The sequence below is a fragment of the Herbaspirillum sp. NPDC087042 genome (assembly GCF_044745245.1).
Lineage (GTDB): Bacteria > Pseudomonadota > Gammaproteobacteria > Burkholderiales > Burkholderiaceae_D > Herbaspirillum.
Genome location: NZ_JBIUZW010000003.1, coordinates 269,558 through 292,751, shown reverse-complemented (window position 1 = coordinate 292,751; position 23,194 = coordinate 269,558). Strand labels below are relative to the sequence as shown.

At 64.3% G+C, this 23,194-nt stretch carries 20 protein-coding genes; 8 read left to right on the top strand and 12 right to left on the bottom strand.

Features of this window, described 5'->3' with window-relative positions; genetic code table 11:
- Positions 1 to 99 precede the first annotated feature (99 nt).
- Positions 100 to 894 carry a transporter substrate-binding domain-containing protein gene (locus ACIPHN_RS06995; protein WP_400434601.1) on the top strand — a complete coding sequence of 265 codons (795 nt, stop codon included), beginning with the start codon at positions 100 to 102 and terminating at the stop codon, positions 892 to 894.
- Positions 894 to 2,273, top strand: coding sequence for an MmgE/PrpD family protein (locus ACIPHN_RS06990; RefSeq protein WP_400434599.1), 1,380 nt, complete (start codon positions 894 to 896; stop codon positions 2,271 to 2,273). Before ACIPHN_RS06995 ends, ACIPHN_RS06990 begins: the two co-directional genes overlap by 1 nt.
- Before the next feature lie 7 nt (positions 2,274 to 2,280).
- Here the strand turns inward: ACIPHN_RS06990 and ACIPHN_RS06985 are convergent, their stop codons facing one another.
- Both ACIPHN_RS06985 and ACIPHN_RS06980 read right to left on the bottom strand, forming a co-directional pair.
- Positions 2,281 to 3,273, bottom strand: a complete 993-nt coding sequence (locus ACIPHN_RS06985) for a M48 family metallopeptidase (protein ID WP_400434597.1) — start codon at positions 3,271 to 3,273, stop codon at positions 2,281 to 2,283.
- Positions 3,274 to 3,277: 4 nt separating this feature from the next.
- Positions 3,278 to 4,390: a YjgN family protein gene (locus ACIPHN_RS06980; protein WP_400434595.1), complete on the bottom strand. Its 1,113-nt coding sequence runs from the start codon at positions 4,388 to 4,390 to the stop codon at positions 3,278 to 3,280.
- 325 nt (positions 4,391 to 4,715) lie between these two features.
- On the opposite strand from ACIPHN_RS06980, the gene ACIPHN_RS06975 reads away from it, so the two are divergent.
- From ACIPHN_RS06975 to ACIPHN_RS06960, 4 genes are all read left to right on the top strand, one after another.
- Positions 4,716 to 5,483 carry a dienelactone hydrolase family protein gene (locus tag ACIPHN_RS06975; protein ID WP_400434593.1) on the top strand — a complete coding sequence of 256 codons (768 nt, stop codon included), beginning with the start codon at positions 4,716 to 4,718 and terminating at the stop codon, positions 5,481 to 5,483.
- A 188-nt stretch (positions 5,484 to 5,671) separates the two neighbouring features.
- A complete protein-coding gene (locus ACIPHN_RS06970) occupies positions 5,672 to 6,394 on the top strand; it encodes a gluconate 2-dehydrogenase subunit 3 family protein (protein WP_400434591.1) in 723 nt (240 codons plus the stop codon).
- A 2-nt stretch (positions 6,395 to 6,396) separates the two neighbouring features.
- Positions 6,397 to 8,178, top strand: a complete 1,782-nt coding sequence (locus tag ACIPHN_RS06965; RefSeq protein WP_400434589.1) for a GMC family oxidoreductase — start codon at positions 6,397 to 6,399, stop codon at positions 8,176 to 8,178.
- 11 nt (positions 8,179 to 8,189) lie between these two features.
- Positions 8,190 to 9,503 (top strand): c-type cytochrome, encoded by a 1,314-nt coding sequence (locus ACIPHN_RS06960; RefSeq protein ID WP_400434587.1) that lies wholly within the window; start codon positions 8,190 to 8,192, stop codon positions 9,501 to 9,503.
- A 93-nt stretch (positions 9,504 to 9,596) separates the two neighbouring features.
- Here the strand turns inward: ACIPHN_RS06960 and ACIPHN_RS06955 are convergent, their stop codons facing one another.
- The 7 genes from ACIPHN_RS06955 to ACIPHN_RS06925 form a co-directional block, all read right to left on the bottom strand.
- A complete protein-coding gene (locus tag ACIPHN_RS06955; RefSeq protein WP_400434585.1) occupies positions 9,597 to 10,478 on the bottom strand; it encodes a carbohydrate ABC transporter permease in 882 nt (293 codons plus the stop codon).
- Positions 10,478 to 11,377, bottom strand: coding sequence for a carbohydrate ABC transporter permease (locus tag ACIPHN_RS06950; RefSeq protein WP_400434583.1), 900 nt, complete (start codon positions 11,375 to 11,377; stop codon positions 10,478 to 10,480). The genes ACIPHN_RS06955 and ACIPHN_RS06950 overlap by 1 nt, the downstream gene beginning before the upstream one ends.
- A gap of 170 nt (positions 11,378 to 11,547) precedes the next feature.
- On the bottom strand, positions 11,548 to 12,879 hold the full coding sequence (locus ACIPHN_RS06945; protein WP_400434581.1) for an ABC transporter substrate-binding protein: 1,332 nt from the start codon (positions 12,877 to 12,879) through the stop codon (positions 11,548 to 11,550).
- Between the two features lie 118 nt (positions 12,880 to 12,997).
- Positions 12,998 to 14,083, bottom strand: a complete 1,086-nt coding sequence (locus tag ACIPHN_RS06940; protein WP_400434579.1) for an ABC transporter ATP-binding protein — start codon at positions 14,081 to 14,083, stop codon at positions 12,998 to 13,000.
- Positions 14,084 to 14,291: 208 nt separating this feature from the next.
- Entirely contained in the window at positions 14,292 to 15,251 is a 960-nt protein-coding gene (locus ACIPHN_RS06935) for a C-terminal binding protein (RefSeq protein ID WP_400434577.1), read from the bottom strand.
- A gap of 250 nt (positions 15,252 to 15,501) precedes the next feature.
- Complete coding sequence (locus tag ACIPHN_RS06930) at positions 15,502 to 17,232, bottom strand: IlvD/Edd family dehydratase (protein WP_400434575.1); 1,731 nt, start codon at positions 17,230 to 17,232, stop codon at positions 15,502 to 15,504.
- 118 nt (positions 17,233 to 17,350) lie between these two features.
- Entirely contained in the window at positions 17,351 to 17,572 is a 222-nt protein-coding gene (locus ACIPHN_RS06925) for a hypothetical protein (RefSeq protein ID WP_400434573.1), read from the bottom strand.
- A 572-nt stretch (positions 17,573 to 18,144) separates the two neighbouring features.
- Between ACIPHN_RS06925 and ACIPHN_RS06920 the strand changes: the two genes are divergently transcribed.
- Together ACIPHN_RS06920 and ACIPHN_RS06915 are read left to right on the top strand one after the other, a co-directional pair.
- Positions 18,145 to 19,206, top strand: a complete 1,062-nt coding sequence (locus tag ACIPHN_RS06920) for an Ldh family oxidoreductase (RefSeq protein WP_400434571.1) — start codon at positions 18,145 to 18,147, stop codon at positions 19,204 to 19,206.
- A gap of 10 nt (positions 19,207 to 19,216) precedes the next feature.
- A complete protein-coding gene (locus tag ACIPHN_RS06915; protein ID WP_400434569.1) occupies positions 19,217 to 19,978 on the top strand; it encodes a FadR/GntR family transcriptional regulator in 762 nt (253 codons plus the stop codon).
- On the opposite strand, the gene ACIPHN_RS06910 is transcribed toward ACIPHN_RS06915, so the two are convergent.
- From ACIPHN_RS06910 to ACIPHN_RS06900, 3 genes are all read right to left on the bottom strand, one after another.
- On the bottom strand, positions 19,975 to 20,508 hold the full coding sequence (locus tag ACIPHN_RS06910) for a C40 family peptidase (RefSeq protein ID WP_400434567.1): 534 nt from the start codon (positions 20,506 to 20,508) through the stop codon (positions 19,975 to 19,977). The two genes, ACIPHN_RS06915 and ACIPHN_RS06910, sit on opposite strands and share 4 nt — an antisense overlap.
- A 27-nt stretch (positions 20,509 to 20,535) precedes the next feature.
- Positions 20,536 to 21,738 (bottom strand): acetylornithine transaminase, encoded by a 1,203-nt coding sequence (locus ACIPHN_RS06905; protein ID WP_400434565.1) that lies wholly within the window; start codon positions 21,736 to 21,738, stop codon positions 20,536 to 20,538.
- A gap of 393 nt (positions 21,739 to 22,131) precedes the next feature.
- Positions 22,132 to 23,181 (bottom strand): CDP-6-deoxy-delta-3,4-glucoseen reductase, encoded by a 1,050-nt coding sequence (locus tag ACIPHN_RS06900; protein ID WP_400434563.1) that lies wholly within the window; start codon positions 23,179 to 23,181, stop codon positions 22,132 to 22,134.
- Positions 23,182 to 23,194: the final 13 nt, after the last annotated feature.

Sequence of the window (23,194 nt, the reverse complement as noted above, 5' to 3'; positions counted from 1 at the left end):
ACACGCAAGCCGCAACAGGCTGCAGGGGCCATTGGTCCCGCCATCTCGACTCAACCCTTGATGCGATTGAACGGAGCCCCGGCTCCAGAAAGGTTTTCCATGCAACGCCGCTCCCTGCTCGGATTGTTCACCCTCACGGCCGGCCTGGTCCTGACCCTGGCCAACACGCCCGCCCACGCCGATGATCTCTACAACACCATCATGTCGCGCAAGGCTATCCGCGTGGCGGTGCCGACCGACTACGCGCCCTATGGCTCGGTCGGCACCGACATGACGCCGCGCGGCTACGATATCGACATGGCCACGCTGATCGGCAAGAAGCTGGGCGTGAAGGTGGAACTGATTCCCGTGACCGCGCCCAACCGTATCGCCTACCTGCAGACCAACAAGGCCGATATCACCATCTCGTCGCTGGGCAAGACCGCCGAGCGCGCCAAGGTGGTCGACTTCAGCATCGCCTATGCGCCGTTCTTCGATGCGGTGTTCGGCACCAAGAAGGTCAAGGCCACCAGCTTTGCCGAACTCAACGGCAAGACCGTCTCGGTCACCCGGGGCTCGATGCAGGACCAGGAACTGGAACAGATGGCCCCCGGCGCCGTCGTCAAGCGCTTCGAGGACAACAATTCCACGTTGTCGGCCTTCTTGGCCGGACAGGTGCAGATGTTTGCCACCGGCACTACCGTCGCGGCGGCGCTGCAGAAAATGAATCCCTCGCTGGACATGGAGCTGAAGGTGATCCTGGCCAATGCACCCTGCTACGTGGCCCTGCCCAAGGGGGAATCGACGCTGCTGGCCAAGATCAACATGATCATCCGCGAAGCGCGCACCGATGGCACCATCGACAAGTTCTCGCAGACCTGGCTGGGCGCGCCGGCCGGCCAGTTGCCCGATTGATGGCGGCGATCCTGGAAGACAGCGCCATCACCAGGATGGCGCGCTGGCTGGTCGAGCTGGCGCCGGGTGAGATTCCGGCGCATATCGGCGAGATCGCCCGCCATAGTCTCATCGATACGCTGGGCGTGATGACGGCCGGTGCCATGGTGCCGGTCAGCGCGCATGCGCGGGCGTTGGTGGGTAACAGCACGGGCAGCACCGGTCCGTGCGGCTTGGCCGGGACGGCCCAGCGCAGCGATGCGCGCCAGGCGGCCATGGTCAACGGCGTGGCCGCGCATGCGCTGGATTTCGATGACAACTGCTATGCCGGTTTCGTCCATGGCTCGGCAGTCATCGTCCCGGCGGCACTGGCTGTCGCCCAGCAGGTCGATGCCGATGGCGCGGCCTTGCTGGCGGCGCTGGTGGTCGGGGCTGAATGCCAGTACACACTTGGCCTGGCGACGGCCAATGTGCTTTACCAGCGCGGCTGGTGGAGCAGCGGCGTGCTGGGGCCGGTGGGCGCCTGCGCCGCCGCCGCCCGGCTGCTGCAGCTGGATGCGGCGCAGACCGCAGCGGCCCTGGGCCTGGCGGTGGCGGGCGCGGCGGGGCTCAAGGCCTGCTTCGGCAGCGACGCCAAGGCTTGCCTGGCGGGGCGCGCGGCCGAGGCGGGCGTCAGTGCAGCCTTGCTGGCGCAGGCCGGTGCCAGCGGCCCGCTGGATGCACTGGAGCATCGCTATGGCCTGGCCAGCCTGTTCAACGAAGGGCATTTCGATGCCAGCGTTTTCGATGCACTGGGCCGGCGCTGGACACTGGAAGACCCGGGCCTGGACGTCAAGCGCATCCCGGTGTGCATGTCCTCGCATGCGGCCGTCGATGTGGTGATGGATCTGGTGCGGCAACACGGTATTGCCGTGGACGAGATTGCGGCCATCTGCTGCGACGTGCCGCCCATCGTGATCGCCAACCTGATCCACGACCAGCCGCTGACACCCCAGCAGGCGCAGTTCAGCATGCCCTTCGCGATAGCCGCAGCCTTGCTCCTGGATGGACCGGCGCTGGCGCATCTGGTGCCGGAGGTGATCGGCGAGCCACGTCTGCGGGCATTGATGACGCGGGTCTCGATGCGCAGCGATGGCCGCTGGGACGATCCGGTGCTGCGTGCGCGGGCACCGGAAGGCGCTTGCGTCGAGCTGCGCCTGCAGGATGGCCGGGTGCTGCAGGGCCGGCGTGATGCCGCACGTGGCGCGGCCCGCGAGCCCTTGTCAGCGACCCAGCGCGAGGCCAAGTTCCTGGCTTGCCTGCATCATGGCGGCATCAATGACGAGCAGGGCCGTCAGCGGCTGGCGCAACTGGAGGCGCTGTCCTCATTGACGCAGGTGCGCACGCTGTTTCCTTTTTGACGGTGGATCAGCGTGCGTCGAGGATGTGCGCGATGCGTTCCTCGTTGGCCGGATGGCTGGAGAGGTAGGGCGGCACGGCGCCATCGGCGCCGGTCTTCTGTTCCAGCTTCTCGAACACCATGGCCAGCTTCTGGCGCGGCAAACCATTGGCCTGGAACATGCCGATGGCATAGTCGTCGGCTTCGCGTTCGATATCGCGCGAGTATTTCAGGTCCAGCAATACTGTGGGGACGTTGGCCAGCACCGCCGACACGTCGCCGAACAGGACCGTGGCCGTCGCCGCGATGGCCGAACTCTGGATCAGTCGTCGCATCAGGTGGCGCCGATGCACATGCCCGAGTTCATGCGCCAGCACCCCCATGAGGGCAGCGTCGTCATCGAGCAGTTGCACGATCTCGTCGGTCACCACGATCTGGCCGGAGGGCAGGGCGAAGGCATTGGGACCGATGCGGCTCTTGCGGAAGACGATCTGGTAGTCCGGTGCATCCGGCAGTGGCGTGGTCAGGGCGCGGAAGCGGCTGGTGATCGCGTCACGGCGCGGTTGCGGTAACTCGCTGGGGGCCAGCACATGATGGTCGAGGAACTCCAGCGTACCGGCGCCGATCTGTCGGTCGACCGCCACCGGCAAGGCCGCCGCCACCCCCTTGGCCACCAGCGGCAGCAGATACAGATAACTCAGTACCACCACCACGATCAGCGCCGCGCAGGCCGCCATGGTGCTGCGCCAGTTCTGCTGCAGGCGCACCACCAGTCCGTCGCGATGGCCGGTCTCCTGCAGCAGGGTGCTGAAGGCGCGGCCATCGATGATCTCCAGGTAAGCCCCATCGGGAAAGCTGACCTTGCGCGCGGCACGATTGAATCGCTCGGATACATGCAGTTGCGCGATCGGACAATCGCGCTCGATCTCGCCGCGCACCTGCGCGACCGCGTCGACCACCTGCAGCGTCACCTGGTGACGCCGCGAGGTCTTGCCATCGAAATAGGAAGCGGCAATCGACATGCGCTTACATCGACAGGTCGAAGTCGAGCAGGTCGCCCAGGCCTTCGCTGGTGGCCGAGCCGTGCGCTTCGCTGGACGCCAGGAAGTCATCCAGGCTGCCGGTGGGCAACAGGGTGAGCGACTCGATGCGATAGCGCATCATGCGGATCTGTGCGAAGGGGGTGTACAGGCCCAGCGTGCAGGCGATGCCCAGCAGGTTGGTCACACTGATGAAGACCGCGCGCGGCCAGCGCATGGTGGAGCGGAACTGGTGCTCGCCCAGGCGGGTGCTGTTCCAGACCAGGTTCTGCAGCAGCGTCATCAGCAGCGGGAAAGCCGTGAAGGTCCAACCGTAGAGCAGCAGCACCAGCAACAGGCCGTACAGGCCACCCACCTGCAACGAAGCCAGGCTGCCCAGGCCGCCCAGGCTGAAGAAGAGCACCAGCACGCCCGCCAGCCACAGCCCGGCACCGGCCAGGAAAGCCTTGTAGAACGCCCAGACCGAGCCATGGAAGCTGAACTGCGTGGCACCGAAGCGGGTCTGGCCATGCTGGTAGCGCTTGAAGCGCTGATAGGCCAGCGGTGCCAGCAGGCCCAGCGACACCACCCCCAGCATGGGCCAGGCCCAGAAGTGCCTGAACACGCCACCGGCGCTGCCACCGAAGCCGAAGCGGATGCCGCGGTAGCTGGTGTTGTAGAGCTTGAACTGCAGGCTGCGCCAGATCAGCCAGGGACCGGCGAAGGCCAGCACCAGGCCCGCCAGCAGCCCCAGCAGGTGACTGGTGGCGCCGGCGAAGTTATAGATTGCCAGCAACACCACGGCGATGATGCGCCCCTTCAGAATCGCCTTGGGATTGCCGTGATAGTCAAAGCTGCTGCCCGCCACCGAGGTGTTGCCATAGAAGTAGCGCAGCCGGCGCACCTTGGCCCAGGCCGAATAGATGCCCAACGTCAACAGTGAGAGCAGGAGGTTGACGATCCAGATGCGGAAGTATTCCGAGCCGCGTCCGCTGAAGGCGAACGGTTCGGGACCGGCCGGCAGGGCTGCCCGGAATTCGCTGGAGAAGGAAGCCGGCGGCGCGGCCTCGGAAGGAATGGCTTGCTCAGGCTGCGCAGGGAGATCGTGGGAATCGTTCATGGAAGCTCTTCTAGGTTTTTTGAGGGGATGAGGCTACCGATGGGGTGGGCAAAGAATCTATTGCTCGCAGTAAAAAGTCAAGCCGGGCTCTTGTCCATGGGGCTTGTAGGGGGATTGTATGGGCCAGCCTCGCATTTTTTCTGCATCAAGTGGTATGACCTCCTGCAGAAATGCACTGTTTGTGCGAACATTGCGGTCTGTATACAGATGAGATCCCGGCCATGTTGTGACGGAGATCGCTGTGTCGAAACTGTCGCGCCAATCTAAAAGTTTCCTGGACGCCGGTCTCCACGCCGTCGTTTGCCAACCAAAGGAGCAACCCTCAATGTCCACATCCTGGAACACCGCTGCCATCGCAGAAAAGCTCGGCATCGCCGCTGCCGACCTCGCCATCGAGACCATCATCCACCACGTCGATGGCGTCGAATACGAAAACGTGTTGCTGTTCAACAAGGCCCAGCCTCCCGTCACCGGGGTATTGGCGGTCCCCAACTATTTCGGCATCCGCCAGCAGGCGCTGGAAATCGCCGCCACCACCGTCGGCGCACAGCACGCCATCTTCGTGGCCGACGTGTTCGGCCGGGCGGTGCGCCCGACCACGGCCGATGAAGCCATTGCCGTCATCACCGCATTGAAGACGAACCGTGCCGAGTTGCGCCGCCGCATGCATGCAGCGTTGACAGCCTTCGCCCAGCAGCAGAAGATCAGCGTTGTCGCTGGCAAGATCGGCGTGTGCGGGTTCTGCTTCGGCGGTACCGCTGCCCTGGAACTGGCGCGCGATGGCGCAGCGGTACCTGGCACGGTCTCGCTGCATGGCGCGCTCGATACGCCGGCGCCGGCTACCAGCCAGGTCAAGGGTGCGGTACTGGTCTTGCATGGGGTGCAGGATCCGTCGGTGCCGCGTGACAAGGTCGATGGCTTCATCGACGAGATGAACGCCCTGAAGATCGACTGGCAGTTGGTCAACTACGGCCTGGCCGGGCATTCCTTCACGGATCCCGATGCCAACAGCCCCGGATTCTATTACCACCGCCAGACAGCGCAACGCGCCGCGGTGGCCCTGCAGGCCTTCTTCGGCGAGGTATTGGCCTAAGGCTGCTGCGTTGTCCGATTCAGTTTGTCTTGCCCGCCGGCGCCAGGAGCCGGCGGGCAGGGCGCATCACCATAACAAGAAGAGGCAGGCGTCCATGCTGGTCGCAGGGGTAGTCGCATCCCCGCGACCAGCAAGGCCGTCCTGCCCGGGTAGTTTCCTCGTCATCACCCACCGTCCAAAGGATAGTCATGTCACAAGATAAAGAGCCGAGGCGGCGTTTCCTGCGTCAGGTATTGGCCATCGTCCCAGCAGCTTCCACGCTAGGCGGCGCCACCGCAGTCGCAGTCAGCCAGCAGGCAATCGCCGATAGCAGTGAGCCGGGCAAGCCCCGCGCCTACACCCCCACCTACTTCAACGCGGCCGAATGGGCATTCATCAATGCCGCCGTCGACCACCTCATCCCGTCCGATCAGTATGGCGCCGGTGCCCTGGAAACCGGTGTGCCCGAGTTCATCGACCGCCAGATGGAAACGCCCTATGGCGCCGGCAAGCTGTGGTACATGCAAGGCCCCTTCCACCCCGACAGCGTGCCCGAACTGGGCTATCAGCTCTCGCTGGTGCCGCGCGACATCTATCGCCAGGGTATCGCCGCCTGTAACGACTGGTGCAGCAAGAACCACGGCAAGGTCTTCGCCGAACTCGACAAGGCCAAGCAACTGGAAGTCCTGAAGATGATGGAAGGCGGCAAGGTCCAGTTCGAGACCGTGCCGGCCAAGACCTTCTTCGGCTTCATGCTGGGCAATACCAAGGAAGGCTATTTCGCTGATCCGATGTACGGCGGCAACCAGAAGATGGGTGGCTGGAAGATGGTCGGCTTCCCGGGTGCGCGTGCCGACTACGCTGACTGGGTTGATCAATACAACGTGAAATATCCATACGGCCCTGTGTCGATTCTGGGAGAAAAGGGCTGATCATGGCTATCAAAAAAGACAAAGTAGATGTGGTGATGGTCGGCCTGGGATGGACCGGTTCCATCATGGGCATGGAACTCACCGAGGCCGGCCTGAGCGTGCTGGCGCTGGAACGCGGCGACATGCGCGACACCAATACCGACACGCCCTATCCCAAGGCCGTGGACGAGCTGAAGTACTCGGTGCGTGGCGCGCTGTTCCAGGATCTCTCGCGCGAGACCGTGACCATTCGCTATGGCGTGGCCGATGTGGCCGTGCCTTATCGCCAGCACGGTTCCTTCCTGCTGGGTGATGGCGTGGGCGGTGCCGGTTTCCACTGGAACGGCATGATGTACCGCAACCTGCCCGAAGAGCTGGAAATGCGCAGCCACCACGAGCAGAAGTACGGCAAGAAATTCATCCCCGAGGACATGACCATCCAGGATCACGGCGTGACCTACAAGGAGCTGGAGCCGTTCTACGACTTCTCCGAGAAAGTCATGGCAGTGTCCGGCAAGGCCGGCAACCTCAAGGGCAAGATCGTCCCCGGCGGCAACCCGCTGGAAGGCGAGCGCACCGACGAATTCCCGACCCCGCCGCTGCAATACCAGTACAGCGCTTCGCTGGTCGAGAAGGCCATGCGCGATGTCGGCTACCACCCGTATCCGGCACCCGCGGCCAACGCCTCGCAACCCTTTACCAACCCGTACGGTGTGCGCATCGGCCCCTGTAACTACTGCGGCTTCTGCGAAAACTACGGTTGCTACATGTACTCCAAGGCCTCGCCGCAGACCACCATCCTGCCGGTGCTGTTGAAGCGCAAGAACTTCGAGGTGCGTACCAAGGCCCAGGTGATCAAGGTCAACCTGGATGCCACCGGCAAGCGCGCCACCGGCGTCACCTACATCGACGCCCAGGGTCGCGAAGTGGAACAGCCCGCCGACCTGGTGCTGCTGACCGCCTTCCAGACCCACAACGTGCGCCTGCTGCTGCTGTCCGGCATCGGCAAGCCGTATGACCCGATCAGCGGCGAAGGCGTGGTGGGCAAGAACTTCGCCTACCAGTACAACGGCGGCATCAACGTGGTCATGCCCAAGGGCACCCAGTTCAACCCCTTCATCGGCACCGGTGCCGGCGGCGTGGGCATGGATGACCTCAACGCCGACCAGTTCGACCACGGTCCGCTGGGCTTCATCGGCGGCGCCTCGATCCGTCACGTGCGCTACGGCGGTCGTCCCATCAAGCAGGCCGGCACCATGCCGGGCGAGAAGGTCCCCAACTGGGGCTCCGAATGGAAGGCCAGCGTGCAGGACGCCTACCAGCGCACCCTCACCATCGGCATCTCCGGTTCGGTGATGTCCTATCGCGACTGCTACCTGTCGCTGGACCCGACCTACAAGGATGCCAACGGCCAGCCGCTGTTGCGCATGACCCTGAACTGGAAGGAAAACGAAGGCAAGATGCTGACCTACATCGGCGACCAGATGGAAAAGGTCGGCCAGGCGATGAACCCGGAAAAGGTGGTCAAGGCCATCCGCAAGACCGGTTCGTCCTGGGACACGCGCGTCTACCAGTCGACCCACCTGACCGGTGGCGCGATCATGGGCACCACGCCCAAGAACAGCGTGGTCAACAAGTATCTGCAAAGCTGGGATGTCCCCAACGTGTTCGTGTATGGGGCCTGCGCCTTCCCGCAGAACATGGGCTACAACCCGACCGGCCTGGTCACGGCGCTGGCCTATCACTCGGCCAAGGCGATCCGCGAGCAGTATCTGAAAAACCCCGGCCCGCTGGTTCAGGCATAAGGATAACGACCATGATCAAGCATTATTTCATCGCCGCTGGCGCGGCAATCATGACGCTGTCCGCTGCCCTGGCATCGGCGCAGAATGCGTCCGCGGACCAGCAACTGGTACAGCGTGGCGAGTACCTGGCCAAGGCCGGCGACTGCGTGGCCTGCCACACCGCCAAGGGCGGCAAGCCCTTTGCCGGTGGCTTGTCCATCGATACGCCGATCGGTCGGGTGTACTCGTCCAACATCACGCCGGACAAGGACAACGGCATCGGCAACTACAGCGAGGAGGATTTCGACCGCGCGCTGCGCCACGGCATCCGCAAGGATGGCGCGTCGCTGTACCCGGCCATGCCGTATCCGTCCTACGCCAAGGTCAAGCCGGCTGATGTGAAGGCGCTGTATGCCTACTTCATGAATGGCGTGAAGGCCGAGCCGACGCCGAACCATGGCGTGGACATCGTCTGGCCGTTGTCGATGCGCTGGCCGTTGTCGATCTGGCGCAAGGTGTTCGCCCCTGCCGTGGCCGTGGATGGCGTGGCGGACAACAGCCCGCTGCTGCGCGGCCAGTATCTGGTCGAAGGACTGGGTCACTGCGGCGCCTGCCACACCCCGCGCGGCATCGGCATGCAGGAGAAGGCCCTGAGCGACGACAGCACCCAGTTCCTCTCGGGTGGTGTGATCGACGGCTATCTGGCCAACAACCTGCGTGGTGATGCCCGTGACGGTTTGGGCAACTGGACCGAGGCCGACATCGTGGCCTTCCTCAAGACCGGCCGTAACAGCCATTCTGCAGCCTTTGGCGGCATGGCTGAAGTGGTGGCGGAAAGTACCCAGCACATGACCGATGAAGACCTGTCGGCCATGGCCAAGTACCTGAAGTCCCTGAAGCCGGTCAAGGACGGCACGCCGGCCCTGGCCTACGACGACAAGACCCACCAGGCCTTGCGCAAGGGTAGCGACCAGAGTCCGGGAGCGATGGCCTTCCTGAACAACTGCGCGGCCTGCCACCGCAGCAGCGGCAAGGGTTACGACGAGACCTTCCCGACGCTGGCGCTGTCGCCCACGGTCAACGCCGAGAACCCGGCCTCGCTGATCCGCATCGTGCTGCAAGGCGCGGAGATGCCCTGGACCCACAAGGCGCCCACGCAGTTCGCCATGCCGGGCTTCGCCAGCCGCCTGTCGGATCAGGAAGTGGCCGACGTGGTCACCTTCATCCGCAGCAGCTGGGGTAACCAGGCGTCGGCGGTGAGTGCGTCTGACGTGGCCAAGGTGCGCAAGCAGGTGCCGGAGAAGAAGACGGTGGAGGCGGGTGTGGTACCGCTGGCCAAGCAGTAACACGGCAATCCGTCCGTCACCGGCAATGAAAAACCCGGCGTCCGCGAGGACGCCGGGTTTTTGTTTTGGGGCGACGCTACCGGCTCCGGCGCTTTACTCCTTCACCGCCCCGGTCATCCCCGACACGTAATACTCGACGAAGAACGAATACACCACCGCCACCGGCAGCGAGCCCAGCAGGGCGCCGGCCATCAGCGCGCCCCAGTGGTAGACGTCGCCTTCCACCAGTTCGGTGACGATCCCCACCGGCACCGTCTTCACCTCCGAGGAGGAAATGAAGGTCAGCGCATAGATGAACTCGTTCCACGACAGCGTGAAGGCGAAGATGCCCGCCGAGATCAGGCCCGGCACCGCCAGCGGCAGGATGATCTTGACCAGGATCTCCCAGCGCGTGGCGCCGTCGATCAGCGCGCATTCTTCCAGCTCATACGGGATAGAGCGGAAGTAACCCATCAACAGCCACGTGCAGAACGGGATCAGGAAGGTCGGGTAGGTCAGGATCAGCGCCCAGCGCGTATCGAACAGGCCCAGCTTGAACACGATCGCCGCCAGCGGGATGAACAGGATCGAGGGCGGGATCAGGTAGGCCAGGAAGATGCCCAGGCCGACCTGCTTGGCCCCCTGGAAGCGCAGCCGCTCGATCGCATAGGCCGCAAAGACGCTGGCCGCCAGCGAGGCGAAGGTGGAGACCACCGACACGATCACGGTATTCAACAGCCAGGCCGGGTACTGGGTGTCGAACAGCAGCTTCTTGAAGTGCGCCAGCGTCGGGGCAATCACCCAGAACGGGTTGCCCGATTGCGAGAGCAGTTCATTGTCCGGCTTGAAGGCGGTGATCACCATCCAGTAGAACGGGAACAGCAATACGAACAGGAAGATCAAGAGCGGGATGTAGATCGTCACCCAGCGACGCGGGGTCGATTGCAGGAAATCCATGCCCTGGGTTTCCATCTGGTCGTCTTTTTTCTTGGCCATTATTTGTCACCTCCTTGTTGCCAGCCGCGACGTTGCAGGCCGAAGTACGAGAACATGATGGCTGCCAGCAGGAAGGGAATCATGTAGGTTGCCAGCGCCGCGCCTTCGCCCAGCGCACCGCCCGGAATCGCCCGCTGGAACGACAGCGTGGCCATCAGGTGGGTAGCGTTCAGCGGACCGCCGCGGGTCAGCACGTAGATCAGCTGGAAGTCGGTGAAGGTGAACAGCACCGAGAAAGTCATCACCACCGCGATGATGGGGGTCAGCAGCGGCAGGGTGACGTGGCGGAACTGCTGCCAGGGCGTGGCGCCGTCGATGGCCGCGGCCTCATAGAGCGAGGGCGAGATGGTCTGCAGGCCCGCCAGCAACGAGATCGCCACGAAGGGGATGCCGCGCCAGACGTTGGCGAAGACGGTGGACCAGCGCGCATTCCACGGGTCGCCCAGGAAGTCGATGTAGCTGTCGATCAGGCCCATCTTGTGCAGGGCCCAGCTGATGACGGAGAACTGCGCGTCATACAGCCACCAGAAGGCCAGCGCCGAGAGGGCGGTGGGCACGATCCAGGGCAACAGCACGATGGCGCGGAAGAAGGTCTTCAGCGGCACGTTCTTGTTGAGCAGGATGGCCAGCCACAGGCCCAGGGCGAACTTGAGGATGCTGGCGCTGACCGTGTAGAACACGGTATTGAACAGCGACAGCAGCGCCAGCGAATCGCCGGCCAGGTAGGTGTAGTTGTCCAGGCCGACGAAGCTGCCTTCGCCACCGATCTTGGTGTCGGTGAAGCCCAGCCAGATGCCCAATCCCAGCGGGTAGGTGAGGAACACCACCAGCAGGATCACGGCCGGGGCCATGAACAGCATGCCCAGTACGTTACGGTTGTTCAGGAATCGGGATAGCATGATTTGCCTCGATGAAATGGCCGCAGGACAGGCCCGCGGCCGATACGGTGATCGCTTCTTGTGATGCCCGGACGTCGCCGTGCCAGGTCGGCAGGCCCTGACAACCTGCCCCTTGCCCGCTGTCCCGAGGGAACCCGGCGCGGCGCCGTCCGGACATCATGCCGCCGGCATCAAGCCTTGTAGTAGCGCTTGGCGCGTTCTGCAGCGCGGTCGATGGCCTGCTGGACGGTCTTGGCGCCGGAGGCTGCCTCGGCCACCATGTCCACCACCACGTAGTCCGCCATGCAGGCTGCCGAGGCTTGTCCCAGCGGGCCTTCGTGGCCGTGGTCCAGCATCAGCCCGGCCGAGTCGCGGTAGACGGTCGCCTTGGGGTCTTCGGTCCAGATCGGGTTCTTCTCGTAGGCCTTCAGCGGCTGGCTGACGTAGCCGATGGAAGCCTTCATCCATGGGTTGTACTGGTCCGGCTCGAACATGAACTGCACGAAGGCCTTGGCAGCATTGGGGAACTTGGTGTGCTTGAACACCATCATCTGCGTGATCTGCATCAGCTCGGTGGGCTTGCCGGCCGGGCCGATGGGGAAGTGCGCGTGCTGGGTATCCTTGCCGATTTCCTGCAGCTTGGGGTCGGGCGAGTTCTTGGCCGCGTAGTACACCGAGATGCCGTTGGCGGTCAGGCTGATCTGGCCGTCCAGGTAGGCCTTGTTGTTGGACGGATCCTGCCAGGACAGGGTGCCGGGCACGAAGGTGGCATACAGCTGCTTGGCGTATTCCAGCGCGGCGCGGGTCTCGGGCGAGTTGATCGAGACCTTGCCGCTCTTGTCCACCAGCTTGCCGCCGTGCGACCACAACAGCCAGTGCGCCCAGTTGTTGGCGTCACCCACGGCCTTGCCCAGGGCGAAGCCGACCGGGGTGTTCTTGGCCTTCAGTGCCTGGCACAGCTTGAGGAAGCCGGCGGTGTCCTTGGGGATGGCGTCGAAGCCGGCCGCCTTGATCTGGCTTTCGCGATAGACCAGGGCATTGCCGATCACGCCCAGCGGCAGGGCGATCCACTTGCCGTCCTTGGTGCCGTACTTGCGGCAGACGTCGTACCAGCCGCCATAGCGCTTGCCCAGCGAGTCGGCCAGGTCGGTCATGTCGATCAGCTTGGTCGGATATTGCTGCGGGTCGTCGAACCAGCCCAGCACGATGTCGGGACCGCTGCCCACGTTGGCAGCCACGGCCGACTTGGGACGCACGTCTTCCCAGCCTTCGCTGTCGGTGCGCACGGCCACGCCGGTCAGTTCGGTGAACTTCTTGACGTTGGCATTCCACAGGTCTTCGTCACCCTGCACGAAGCGCTTCCAGCGCAGCACGCGCAGGGTCGCGCCTTGTTCGATCGGGTACTTGATGCTGTCGGCACCGGCGGCGCCCGGACCGGCGGCAAAGGCATTCATGCCCATGCCGGAGGCCGCTGCGGCGGCGGCACTGCTTACCAGGAAGTCGCGTCTTGTCAGCTTGCTCATGTCTCCTACTCCTTCGGTTGAAAGTGGAATTGGACCGCTGTGTTGCGGATGACTCTTGTTGTTCTGATGCTGCGATGCTGTGTTGCCTTGGTGTTGCTGATGCGATGAAGTGCCGTGCCTAGCGCGCCGCCAGCGACTTGCCAGACTCGGCGTCGAAGAGGTGCGTGCGGCTGTGGTCGGGGACCAGGTGGATGGTGTCGCCGGCACTGAAATTGTGGCGTTCGCGGAAGATCGAGGTCAGGTGGCTCTCGCCGAAACGGCTGAACACTTCCGTGTCGGCCCCGGTGGGTTCGACCACGATGACCTTGGTGGTGATGCCTGCTCCGGCCGCGCCGATGGAGAGATGTTCGGGGCGCACGCCATAGGTCACCTTCTGGCCGTCGCTGCCTTGCAGTGCATTGCCGTAGGGGGCGGGCACGCGGGTGCCGTCGGCGAACTCGACCTCGGCGCCGGCGGCGTTCTTGCGCAAGATGCCCGGGATGAAGTTCATCGCCGGCGAGCCGATGAAGCCGGCCACGAACAGGTTGGCGGGGTGGTCGTACAGGTCCAGCGGACGGCCGCGCTGTTCCACCAGGCCATCGCGCATGACCACGATCTGGTCGGCCATGGTCATGGCTTCGATCTGGTCGTGGGTGACGTAGATGGAGGTGGTCTTCAGGCGCTGGTGCAGTTCCTTGATCTCGGTGCGCATCTGCACGCGCAGCTTGGCGTCGAGGTTGGAGAGCGGCTCGTCGAAGAGGAACACCTGCGGATCACGCACGATGGCGCGGCCCATGGCCACGCGCTGGCGCTGGCCGCCGGAGAGCTGGCGCGGATAGCGCTCCAGCAGCTGGTTCAGGCCGAGGATGTCGGCGGCCTTCTTGACGCGTTCTTCCACGAAGGACTTGTCCTTCTTGGCCAGCGTGAGCGAGAAGGCCATGTTGTCGCGTACCGTCATGTGCGGGTAGAGCGCGTAGTTCTGGAACACCATGGCGATGTCGCGGTCCTTGGGCTGGACGTTGTTGACCACGGTGCCGCCGATGAGGATCTCGCCGCCGGTGATTTCCTCCAGCCCGGCCAGCATGCGCAGCAGTGTCGACTTGCCGCAGCCCGAAGGGCCGACTAAGACCGTGAATTCGCCATCGGCGATATCGATATCGACGCCCCGGATGATCTGGGTGCTGCCGAACTGTTTCTTGACTGCGCGGATCTGTACTGATGCCATCAAATGCTCCTCGTGTGTATCCTCGTATCGACGCTGCGGAACCGGTTCCATGCGGAGCCAGACACAACGTGCTTTGTGCACTTTGTTGATCACGCCCGGACCGGGCATGCGGGGATCTGTGGCGTCCCCTTTTTTCTACACTGATGCATCGCCGGCTGGCTGGCCGGCGAGGGTGCTGCGTTGGCGTCCCGTTACCGGGCGTTATTGATTATTTGTTCTTGCCTTCGACGACCACGTAGGACGGCCGGCCTTGGCGATCCCAGTCGATCAGGTTCTGGGCTGCCTTGCGGCGCAGCTCGCGCGCGGCGACATCCGAGAAGAATGCCGCGTGCGGCGACAATAGCACACGCGGATGCTGGACGATAGCCGAGGCGGTCTGCGGTGGCTCCACCGGCAGCACGTCCAGCGCGGCGCCCTTGAGGCTGCCCTGGTCGAGCGCGGCCAGCAGGGCATCGATATCGACCAGGCCACCCCGCGCCGAGTTGACCAGGTAGCTTTGCGGCTTGAGCAGGCCAAGCAGCTCGGCGTTGATCATGTTGCGCGTATCGTCGTTGAGCGGCGTGTGCAGCGAGACCACGTCGGCCTGGCGGAACAGGTCTTCGCGGCCAACACGCTCGACATAGGCCGGGAAGTCGCCATCGATGATGTAGGGGTCATAGGCGATCACGCGCTTGAAGAGATTGCGCGAGATATGCGCCATGCGCTTGCCGATGCGACCCAGGCCGATGATGCCGATGGTGAGATCAGAGGCGCGCGGGATGATGCCGGCCGTGGTGTAGTGCCATTCACCGGCCTTCACGGCGCGGTCATAGACGGTGATGTTGCGGATCAGGTCCAGTGCCATGGCCAGCGCATGGGTGGCGACCTCGCCCACGCCATAGTCGGGCGAATTGGCGACCCATACGCCGTGGCGTGCCGCGTCGGCGGTGTTGATGGTGTCGAAGCCGGCGCCGTAGCGGCTGGCGATGCGGATCTCGGGACGCGCCGCGAACACCTTGGCCGTCACCGGTGCATATTGCACCAGCAGGCCCTGGCAACCGGCCGATGCGGCGATGACGTCATCCTCGGTGCGGCATTGCGCGGTCACGACCTCGACGCCGGCCGCCTTGTAGAGCGCCAGTTCCAGGTCCACGTCGGGAAAATCGTAATCGGTAATCAGTACTTTCATTGCTCGTCTCCATGATGGTTGTCTCGGTCCACCGTGATGCAATTACTTCCTGGCGCGCCGCCGCCTGTTGTGTGGCTGTCCGGCGCGCCCGGGTACGACTGATGCAGATGCTGATGTTGTTTCTGTTTCTGTTGTTGCGGTGTCCGATCCAGCCGTGATTCATCCAAAAGGGGTTTGATGCCCGCGCGCCCGGGAGCGCGCGGAGGTACTGCCGATGCTGCTGTCTATGCTGCTATCTATGCGCTTGCCGTCAGTGGTTATCCTTGGGCACATAGGCGCCGCTCTTGCCGACCAGGAAATCGAGGTCGGCGCCGAGGTTGGCCTGCTGCACATGGTCCACGTAGAGCTTGACCCAGCCACGTTGGGAATGTGGTTCCGGCTTCTGCCAGGCGGCGCGGCGACGTTCCAGCTCTTCGTCGCTGATGTCCAGGTGCAGGCGGCGTGCTTCCACATCGAGTTCGATGAAGTCGCCGTTCTGCACCAGCGCCAGCGGGCCGCCGGCAGCCGCTTCCGGGGCTACGTGCAAGACCACGGTGCCGTAGGCGGTGCCGCTCATGCGGGCGTCCGACACCCGCACCATGTCGGTGATACCCTTGCGCAAAATCTTCGGTGGCAGCGGCATGTTGCCCGCTTCGCCCATGCCGGGGTAGCCCTTGGGGCCGCAGTTCTTGAGCACCAGCACGCAGGTCTCGTCGACATCCAGGTTCTCGTCGTCGATGCGCTTGTGCAGGTCGTCGCTGTTTTCGAAGACCACGGCGCGGCCGCGATGCTTGAGCAGTTCGGGGGTGGCCGCCGAGGGCTTGATGACGGCACCGTCCGGCGCCAGATTGCCCTTGAGGATGGCGATGCCGGCGGCTTCCTTGAAGGGTTCGTCGAAGGAGCGGATCACTTCGGCATTCCAGTTCGGCGCATCCTTGCAGTTCTCCCACAGGGTCTGGCCGTTGGCGGTCAGGGCGGTCTTGTCGATCACGCTTTCCAGCTGGCGGATCACGGCTGGCAGGCCGCCGGCGTAGTAGAAGTCTTCCATCAGGAATTTGCCCGATGGTTGCAGGTCCACCAGGCAGGGCAGTTGCTGGCCGATGTCATCCCAGTCCTTGAGGTCCAGCTTGATGCCGATACGGCCGGCGATGGCCAGCAAGTGGATCACCGCGTTGGTGGAACCACCGATGGCGGCATTGACGCGAATCGCATTCTCGAAGGCCTGGCGGGTCAGGATCTTGGAGAGCACCAGGTCTTCCTTGACCATGTCGACGATGCGACGGCCGGCACTGCGGGCCAGCACGTTGCGGCGCGCATCCACGGCGGGAATGGCGGCATTGTGCGGCAGGCCCACGCCCAGCGCCTCGACCATGCTGGCCATGGTGGAAGCGGTGCCCATGGTCATGCAGTGACCGTGCGAGCGGTGCATGCAGCTCTCGGCTTCGAAGAATTCTTCCTGGGTCATCTTGCCGCCGCGCACATCCTCCGACATCTGCCAGACACCCGTGCCCGAGCCCAGTTCGCGACCGCGGTACTTGCCCGACAACATGGGGCCGCCGGAGACGCCGATGGTCGGCACGTCCACCGAGGCCGCACCCATCAGCAGGGCCGGGGTGGTCTTGTCGCAGCCCATCAGCAGCACCACGCCGTCCAGCGGATTGGCGCGGATCGATTCTTCCACGTCCATGCTGGCGAGATTGCGGTAGAGCATGGCGGTGGGACGCAGCAGGGTCTCGCCCAGCGACATCACCGGGAACTCCAGCGGGAAGCCGCCGGCTTCCCAGATGCCGATCTTGACCTGTTCGGCCAGGGCGCGGAAGTGCGAGTTGCAGGGCGTGAGTTCGGAATAGGTATTGCAGATGCCGATCACGGGACGGCCATCGAACTGGTCGTGCGGGACGCCACGGTTCTTGACCCAGGAGCGGTAGATGAAACCGTCGCGGTCCTGGCGGCCAAACCAGGCCTGGCTGCGGCGGGTGAGTTTCTTGGTGTCGTCAGTCATGTGTGTTTCCCCAGCGGGCGCGCCAGTGCCGGCAGCGTCCGCGCAAATCCATGTGCCGCAGGCGACGGCGCCTGCGGTGCTGTTCAGTGTTGCCAGGCGCGCATGCGCACCAGCGGCCTCAGGCCGTCAGTGGGAATGCGCGCGGGTGGGCGCGTTGACTGTCGCCCTGGTCAAAGAAATAGCGGGAAAAATCGATCAGCAGGAAGGCCAGCAGGGACCCGAACGACGAAGCACGATGCAGCGCGCGGCGTGCGCGCACGCTGGAGGCCGAGGCGGCTGCGGCGCTATGCGCCCAGCCCTCGCTGGTCCTGCCCTTCGCACTCATCGCTGCGTATGTCAAGGGAATGTCTCCGTTGCCTGGGGCCGCCACCGTAGGGGGAGCGACCGGGGTCTGTGCCGTCCGTTCTGCTGGCAGCCGGGCCGGTCTTGTGACGCTGGCCTGGCCGCTGATGCGACGTGACTTGTTCGATTGGCTGCGAGTCTATTGCAGGCGGATTTGTTTGGTCAAGTGGTAATACCAGATCGCGGGACAGCTTTTTCCGGGGAGTTTGCCGATGCGGCAGCGGTGTCGCTGGTGCAACATTGCCCTTTTGGTCAAGATCGGCCAGGACCCAGGCGGGGCAAGGCTTTGCGGGGGATGTCAGGGGGCGGAAATTTGCTGCGGCGCGTGATTGATGAATTGTTTGACGCGAAGCTTTCATCCTTGACACCTGCGATCTGATATGAAATTCTAAATCAAGCTGGTCTGACCACATTACCGGTTTCCCTGATGGCTGACAAAGGCCTGGGACGGAGAAAACCGGAATGCACCGACAAGATACCGACAAGAACGGAGACAAGAGACCGCTTCCCGATTTCCGATTTGCCGTATTCCCATCCCCCATTCCTGTTCCCGAAAGGAAGGTTGTTTCCATGGCTGTAGCCGAACGCTTTTCCGCCGACGCCCTGCGTCTGTTCGCCACCACCCTGTTGCAGAAGGCCGGCCTGGAGGCCGACAAGGCCGACAGCGTGGCCGCCACCCTGGTCGATGGCGACCTGCTGGGCCACGATACCCACGGCCTGGCGCTCCTGGCGCCCTACGTGAAGGAGCTGGAGAAGGGCGCCATGACCAAGACCGGGCAGCCCGAGGTGCTCTCCGAACGCGCCGCCGCGCTGGCCTGGGATGGCCGCCGCCTGCCGGGGCCGTGGCTGGTGCACCAGGGCATCGATGCCCTGATCCCCAAGGCGCGTGACTATGGCACGGCCTCGCTGACCATCCACCACAGCCATCACATCGCCTGCCTGGCCGCCTACCTGCTGCGCGCCACGCAGGAGGGCTTCATGATGATCCTGGCCAGTTCCGATCCGGCCGTGCAGAGCGTGGCGCCGTTCGGCGGCACCCGCGCCGTGTTCACGCCCAATCCGATAGCCGCCGGCATCCCGACCTCGGGCACGCCTTTCCTGGTCGATATCTCGGCCTCGATCACCACCAATGGCATGAGCAACCGCCTGCACAAGGCCGGCAAGCAATTCGAGGAAGAGTGGCTTATCGACGGCGCGGGCAATCCCAGCCGCGATCCGGCCGTGCTGGCGGCTACGCCGCCGGGCACCATCCTGCCGCTGGGTGGCTTGTCGGCTGGCCACAAGGGCTTTGGCATGGCGGTGCTGATCGAGGCGCTCACCGGCGGCCTGTCCGGCTTTGGCCGCGCCGATCCGCCAGCGGGCTGGGGGGCCACCGTGTTCATGTCGCTCTACGATCCCTCGGCCTTCGGTGGCGAAAAGGACTTCCTGCGCCAGATGGACCATATCGCGCAATCCTGCCGCGACAATCCACCGCGCCCCGGCGTAGGCCAGGTGCGCATGCCGGGAGACCGGGGCATGCAGCGCCGCGCCGAGCAACTGGCGCAAGGCGTGGCCCTGCATCCGACCATCGCGCCCATGCTGCGCGAGGCCGCTGCGGGTTATGGACTGGATTTCCCGGCGGCGCTCACCTGAGACCCATACCATGCCCATCGAAGCCATCGAACCCCAGCGGCTTTACCGGCAGATCAGCGACCAGTTGCGCAAGCTGATCGTGGACGGCGAATTCGCGGTTGGCTCGCGCCTGCCCTCCGAGCGCGACCTGGCCCTGCAAATGGGCGTGAGCCGGCCCTCGCTGCGCGAAGCCCTGATCGCGCTGGAAGTGGAGGGGCATATCGAGGTGCGCATGGGTTCGGGCATCTATGTCTGTCCCCCCGCGGCGATGGAGCGGCGCATCGATCTCTCCAGCGAGGAAGGGCCGCTGGAACTGATCCGGGCGCGCGAGATGATCGAAGGGGAGGTGGCCTATGCCGCCGCCCAGTATGGCAGCAAGCAGCAGATCGCAGCGGTGGAGCAGGCCTTCGCGCTGATGGTCGCGCATGCCGAGGCTGGCATCAATCCGCTGGAGGCGGACCGGCTGTTCCATATCCGGCTGGCCGAGGCGACCGGCAACAGTGTGCTGGTGGGGCTGGTGACGCAACTCTTCGATGCCCGTCTGGGGCCGCTGTTCAAGCGCCTGCACAGCCATTTCGACGGCACCCGGGTGTGGCAGGAAGCGATTGAAGAACACGGCCTGATCATGCAGGCGCTGCGCGAGCGCAATCCCGAAGCCGCGCGCGCGGCGATGCGGCGGCACATGGACATCGCCTTTACCCGCTACAGCGCCAATCTGATCCGCCAGTACGGCGATCGTCAGCAACAGGAGGCCAGGCCGCGCAAGCGCGGTACGGACAAGCTGGAGGATTAGTTGAAGTAGCTGCGCGCCATCTCGAAGCGCTGCGAGAAGTAGGGATTGTCCATGCGCGTGATGTGCACCCGGCCATTGGTGGAGGGCGCATGCACGAAACGTCCGTCGCCGAGGTAGATGCCCACATGCGAGAAGGGACGGTTCTGGGTATTGAAGAACACCAGGTCGCCGGCCCGCAGCTGCGAGGGATCGATCTGGCGGCCACGGCGGGCGATGTCGGCGGCGCTGCCGCTGATGCGGTAGTTGGCGGCCTTGCCGAAGATATAGCTGACCATGCCGCTGCAATCCAGGCCGGCCGAGGGGTTTTTGCCACCGAAGCGGTAGCCGGTATCGATCAGCGAGAGCGCATAGATGGCCACTTCATTGCCATTGTCGGTGGCCGGCAGCGCCGGTGCCTGCGATTGCGGGGCACCGGGCAGCCGTTCGATCGGGGGCGCGGTGGGCGAGGTGCCGCAGGCTGCCAGCACCAGCGCAGCACCCACGGCCGCTACGGAAGACAGGGACGATGGCCGCCAGGCCATCGCGATCATGGGATTCCGTACTCGCCCCCTCATCGCTTACTTCCCGAGCTTGGCCAGGACGTCTTCCAGCATTGCAAACATCTGGTCGATTTCTTCCTTGGTCACGTTCAGGGCAGGCATGAAGCGCAACAGGTTGGGACGCGGCGAATTGAGCAGCAGGCCCACCGGTTCCAGGTTACGGGCAGCTTCGACGATCTGCGGGCCGATGTCGCGACCCAGCTGCATGGCGCGCAGGAGGCCTTCGCCACGCTCGCCTTCGAAGCCGTACTTCTCGGAGATTTCCAGCGAACGCTGACGCAGGTACTGGCCGCGCTCGCGCACACCTTCCATGAAGCCGGGCTTCAACAGTTCCTTGAGCACGGCCACGCCCACGGCGGTCATCAGCGGGTTGCCGTTGTAGGTGCCGCCTTGTTCACCGGCTTCGAAGCAGGCGATTTCCTCGCGCGCCAGCAGGGCCGCCAGCGGCACGCCGCCGCCGATGCCCTTGGCCAGGGTCATGATGTCGGGTTCGATGCCGGAGTGCTGGTAGGCGAACAGCTGGCCGGTACGGCCCATGCCGCTCTGCACTTCGTCCACGATCAGCAGCAGGTTCTTTTCCTTGGTCAGGCGACGCAGGCCCTGCATGAATTCCTTGGAGGCGGGGATGACGCCGCCTTCGCCCTGCACCGGCTCCAGCATCACGGCCACGGTGTGCTCGCCGATCAGCGCTTCCACGCTGGCCAGGTCATTGAGGATGGCCTTGGGGAAGCCCGGCACCTGCGGGGCGAACATGGTGTCCCAGCCATCCTTGCCGCTGGCCGACATGGTGGCGATGGTACGGCCGTGGAAGCTGTGCTTGAAGGTGATGATCTCGAAGCGCGAGGAACCATCGGCGGCCGGGTTCTTCTTGCCCCACTTGCGTGCCAGCTTGATGGCGCCTTCGTTGGCTTCGCCGCCGCTGTTGGCGAAGAAGACGCGGTCGAAGACCGAATTGGCCGTCAGCAGCTTGGCCAGTTCGATGGAGGGTTCGTTGTAGAAGGCCGGCGACGGGTTGATCAGTTTCTTGCTCTGTGCGGCCAGGGCGTCGGCGATGCATTGCGGGGCGTGACCCAGGGTGTTGACCGCCCAGCCTTGCAGGTAATCCAGGTAGCGCTTGCCGTTATGGTCGGTCAGCCACATGCCCTGACCCTCGGTGAAGACCAGCTCGGGGCGGTTGGTGACGTACATCAGCTTGTTGGCGTCGGACTGGTTGTATTGCATCGATAGGCTCCTGCAGCAAAATGGTGTTGGGATGGATGGGAGTGGTGCGGGGCAGACCGGCTCGCGGAAAGCGCACGACAGACCCAGATGGCGGATAAAAAAAAGCCACAGGGTTTGCCTGTGGCTTCGCGATTCGTTTCACTTCACGCGCACAGCAGCAAACCTTCTTCAGGTTGGCTGCGACGTCGTAAAAATGTGGCGTTGGCGATCATGCGGTCAATATTAGGACGTTTTGCGCATAGCGTCAAAAAGAAATTTCCCTTACGGCCACTATCGCCGGGGCGTCGTTGCATTTGCATCGCATCTCGCCAGGCCGCGCGGCTCAAGGCTGGCGGGCATCTTCGCAAATGCGCATGACGCCGCCATGACAGCCTTGGTCGCGTGTGACCCGCCTCAGGCCGCCGGTGTGGCCGGTGTCGCCTGGGCCAGGTCGGCTTCGGAGGTGAAGGAGTCGGCGTAGAACTCGTCTTCCGGCAGCTGGCACTGGGCGCTGAACTCGCGCTGGGCCGATTCGACCACGATGGGTGCGCCACAGGCATAGACCTGGTGGCCCGACAGGTCGGGGAAGTCCGCCATCACGGCACGGTGGACGAAGCCGGTGCGACCGGACCAGTTGTCTTCCGGCTGGGCATCCGACACCACCGGGACATAGGTAAAGCCTGGCAGGGTCTGCGCCCACTGTTCGCACAGGGCGTTCATGTACAGGTCCTGCGGACGGCGACCGCCCCAGTACAGCGTGACCGGACGCTTGGAGCCGGCATGTTCCAGCTGCTCGACGATGGCCTTGATGGGCGCAAAGCCGGTGCCGGAGGCCAGCAGGATGATGGGCTTGTCGGAGTCCTCGCGCAGGAAGAAGGTCCCCAGCGGGCCTTCGATGCGCAGGATGTCGCGTTCCTTCAGGGTGGTGAAGACCTGATCGGTGAACAGGCCGCCGGGCAGATGGCGGATGTGCAGGCTCATGGGGCCGTCCTGGTGCGGCGCGCTGGCCATGCTGTAGCTACGGCGCTTGCCGTCGCGCAGCAGGAATTCCACATACTGGCCGGCCTTGTATTGCAGGCGGTCGTTGGCCGGCAGTTGCAGCGAGAGGATGATGACGTCCGCGGCCACCTTCTCCAGGGCGGCTACGCGCACCGGCAGCTTGCGCACCGGGAATTCACCCACGCCGGCCACTTCGCGGGCCTCGATGGTGACGTCGCTCTTGGGATGGGCGCAGCAGAACAGGGAATAGCCGACCTGTTCATCATGCGCCGACAGGGCGCGCTCCTGGTGCGGGCCGTGCTCGACCTGGCCGGACACCAGCTTGCCCTTGCAGGAGCTGCAAGCGCCGTTCTTGCAGCCATAGGGCAGGCCGACGCCGGCGCGGATGGCGGCCGACAGGATGGTTTCGCCTGCATCGCAGGTAAATTGACGACCGCTGGGCTGGACTGTGACTTGGAAACTCATACAATTCTGCTTC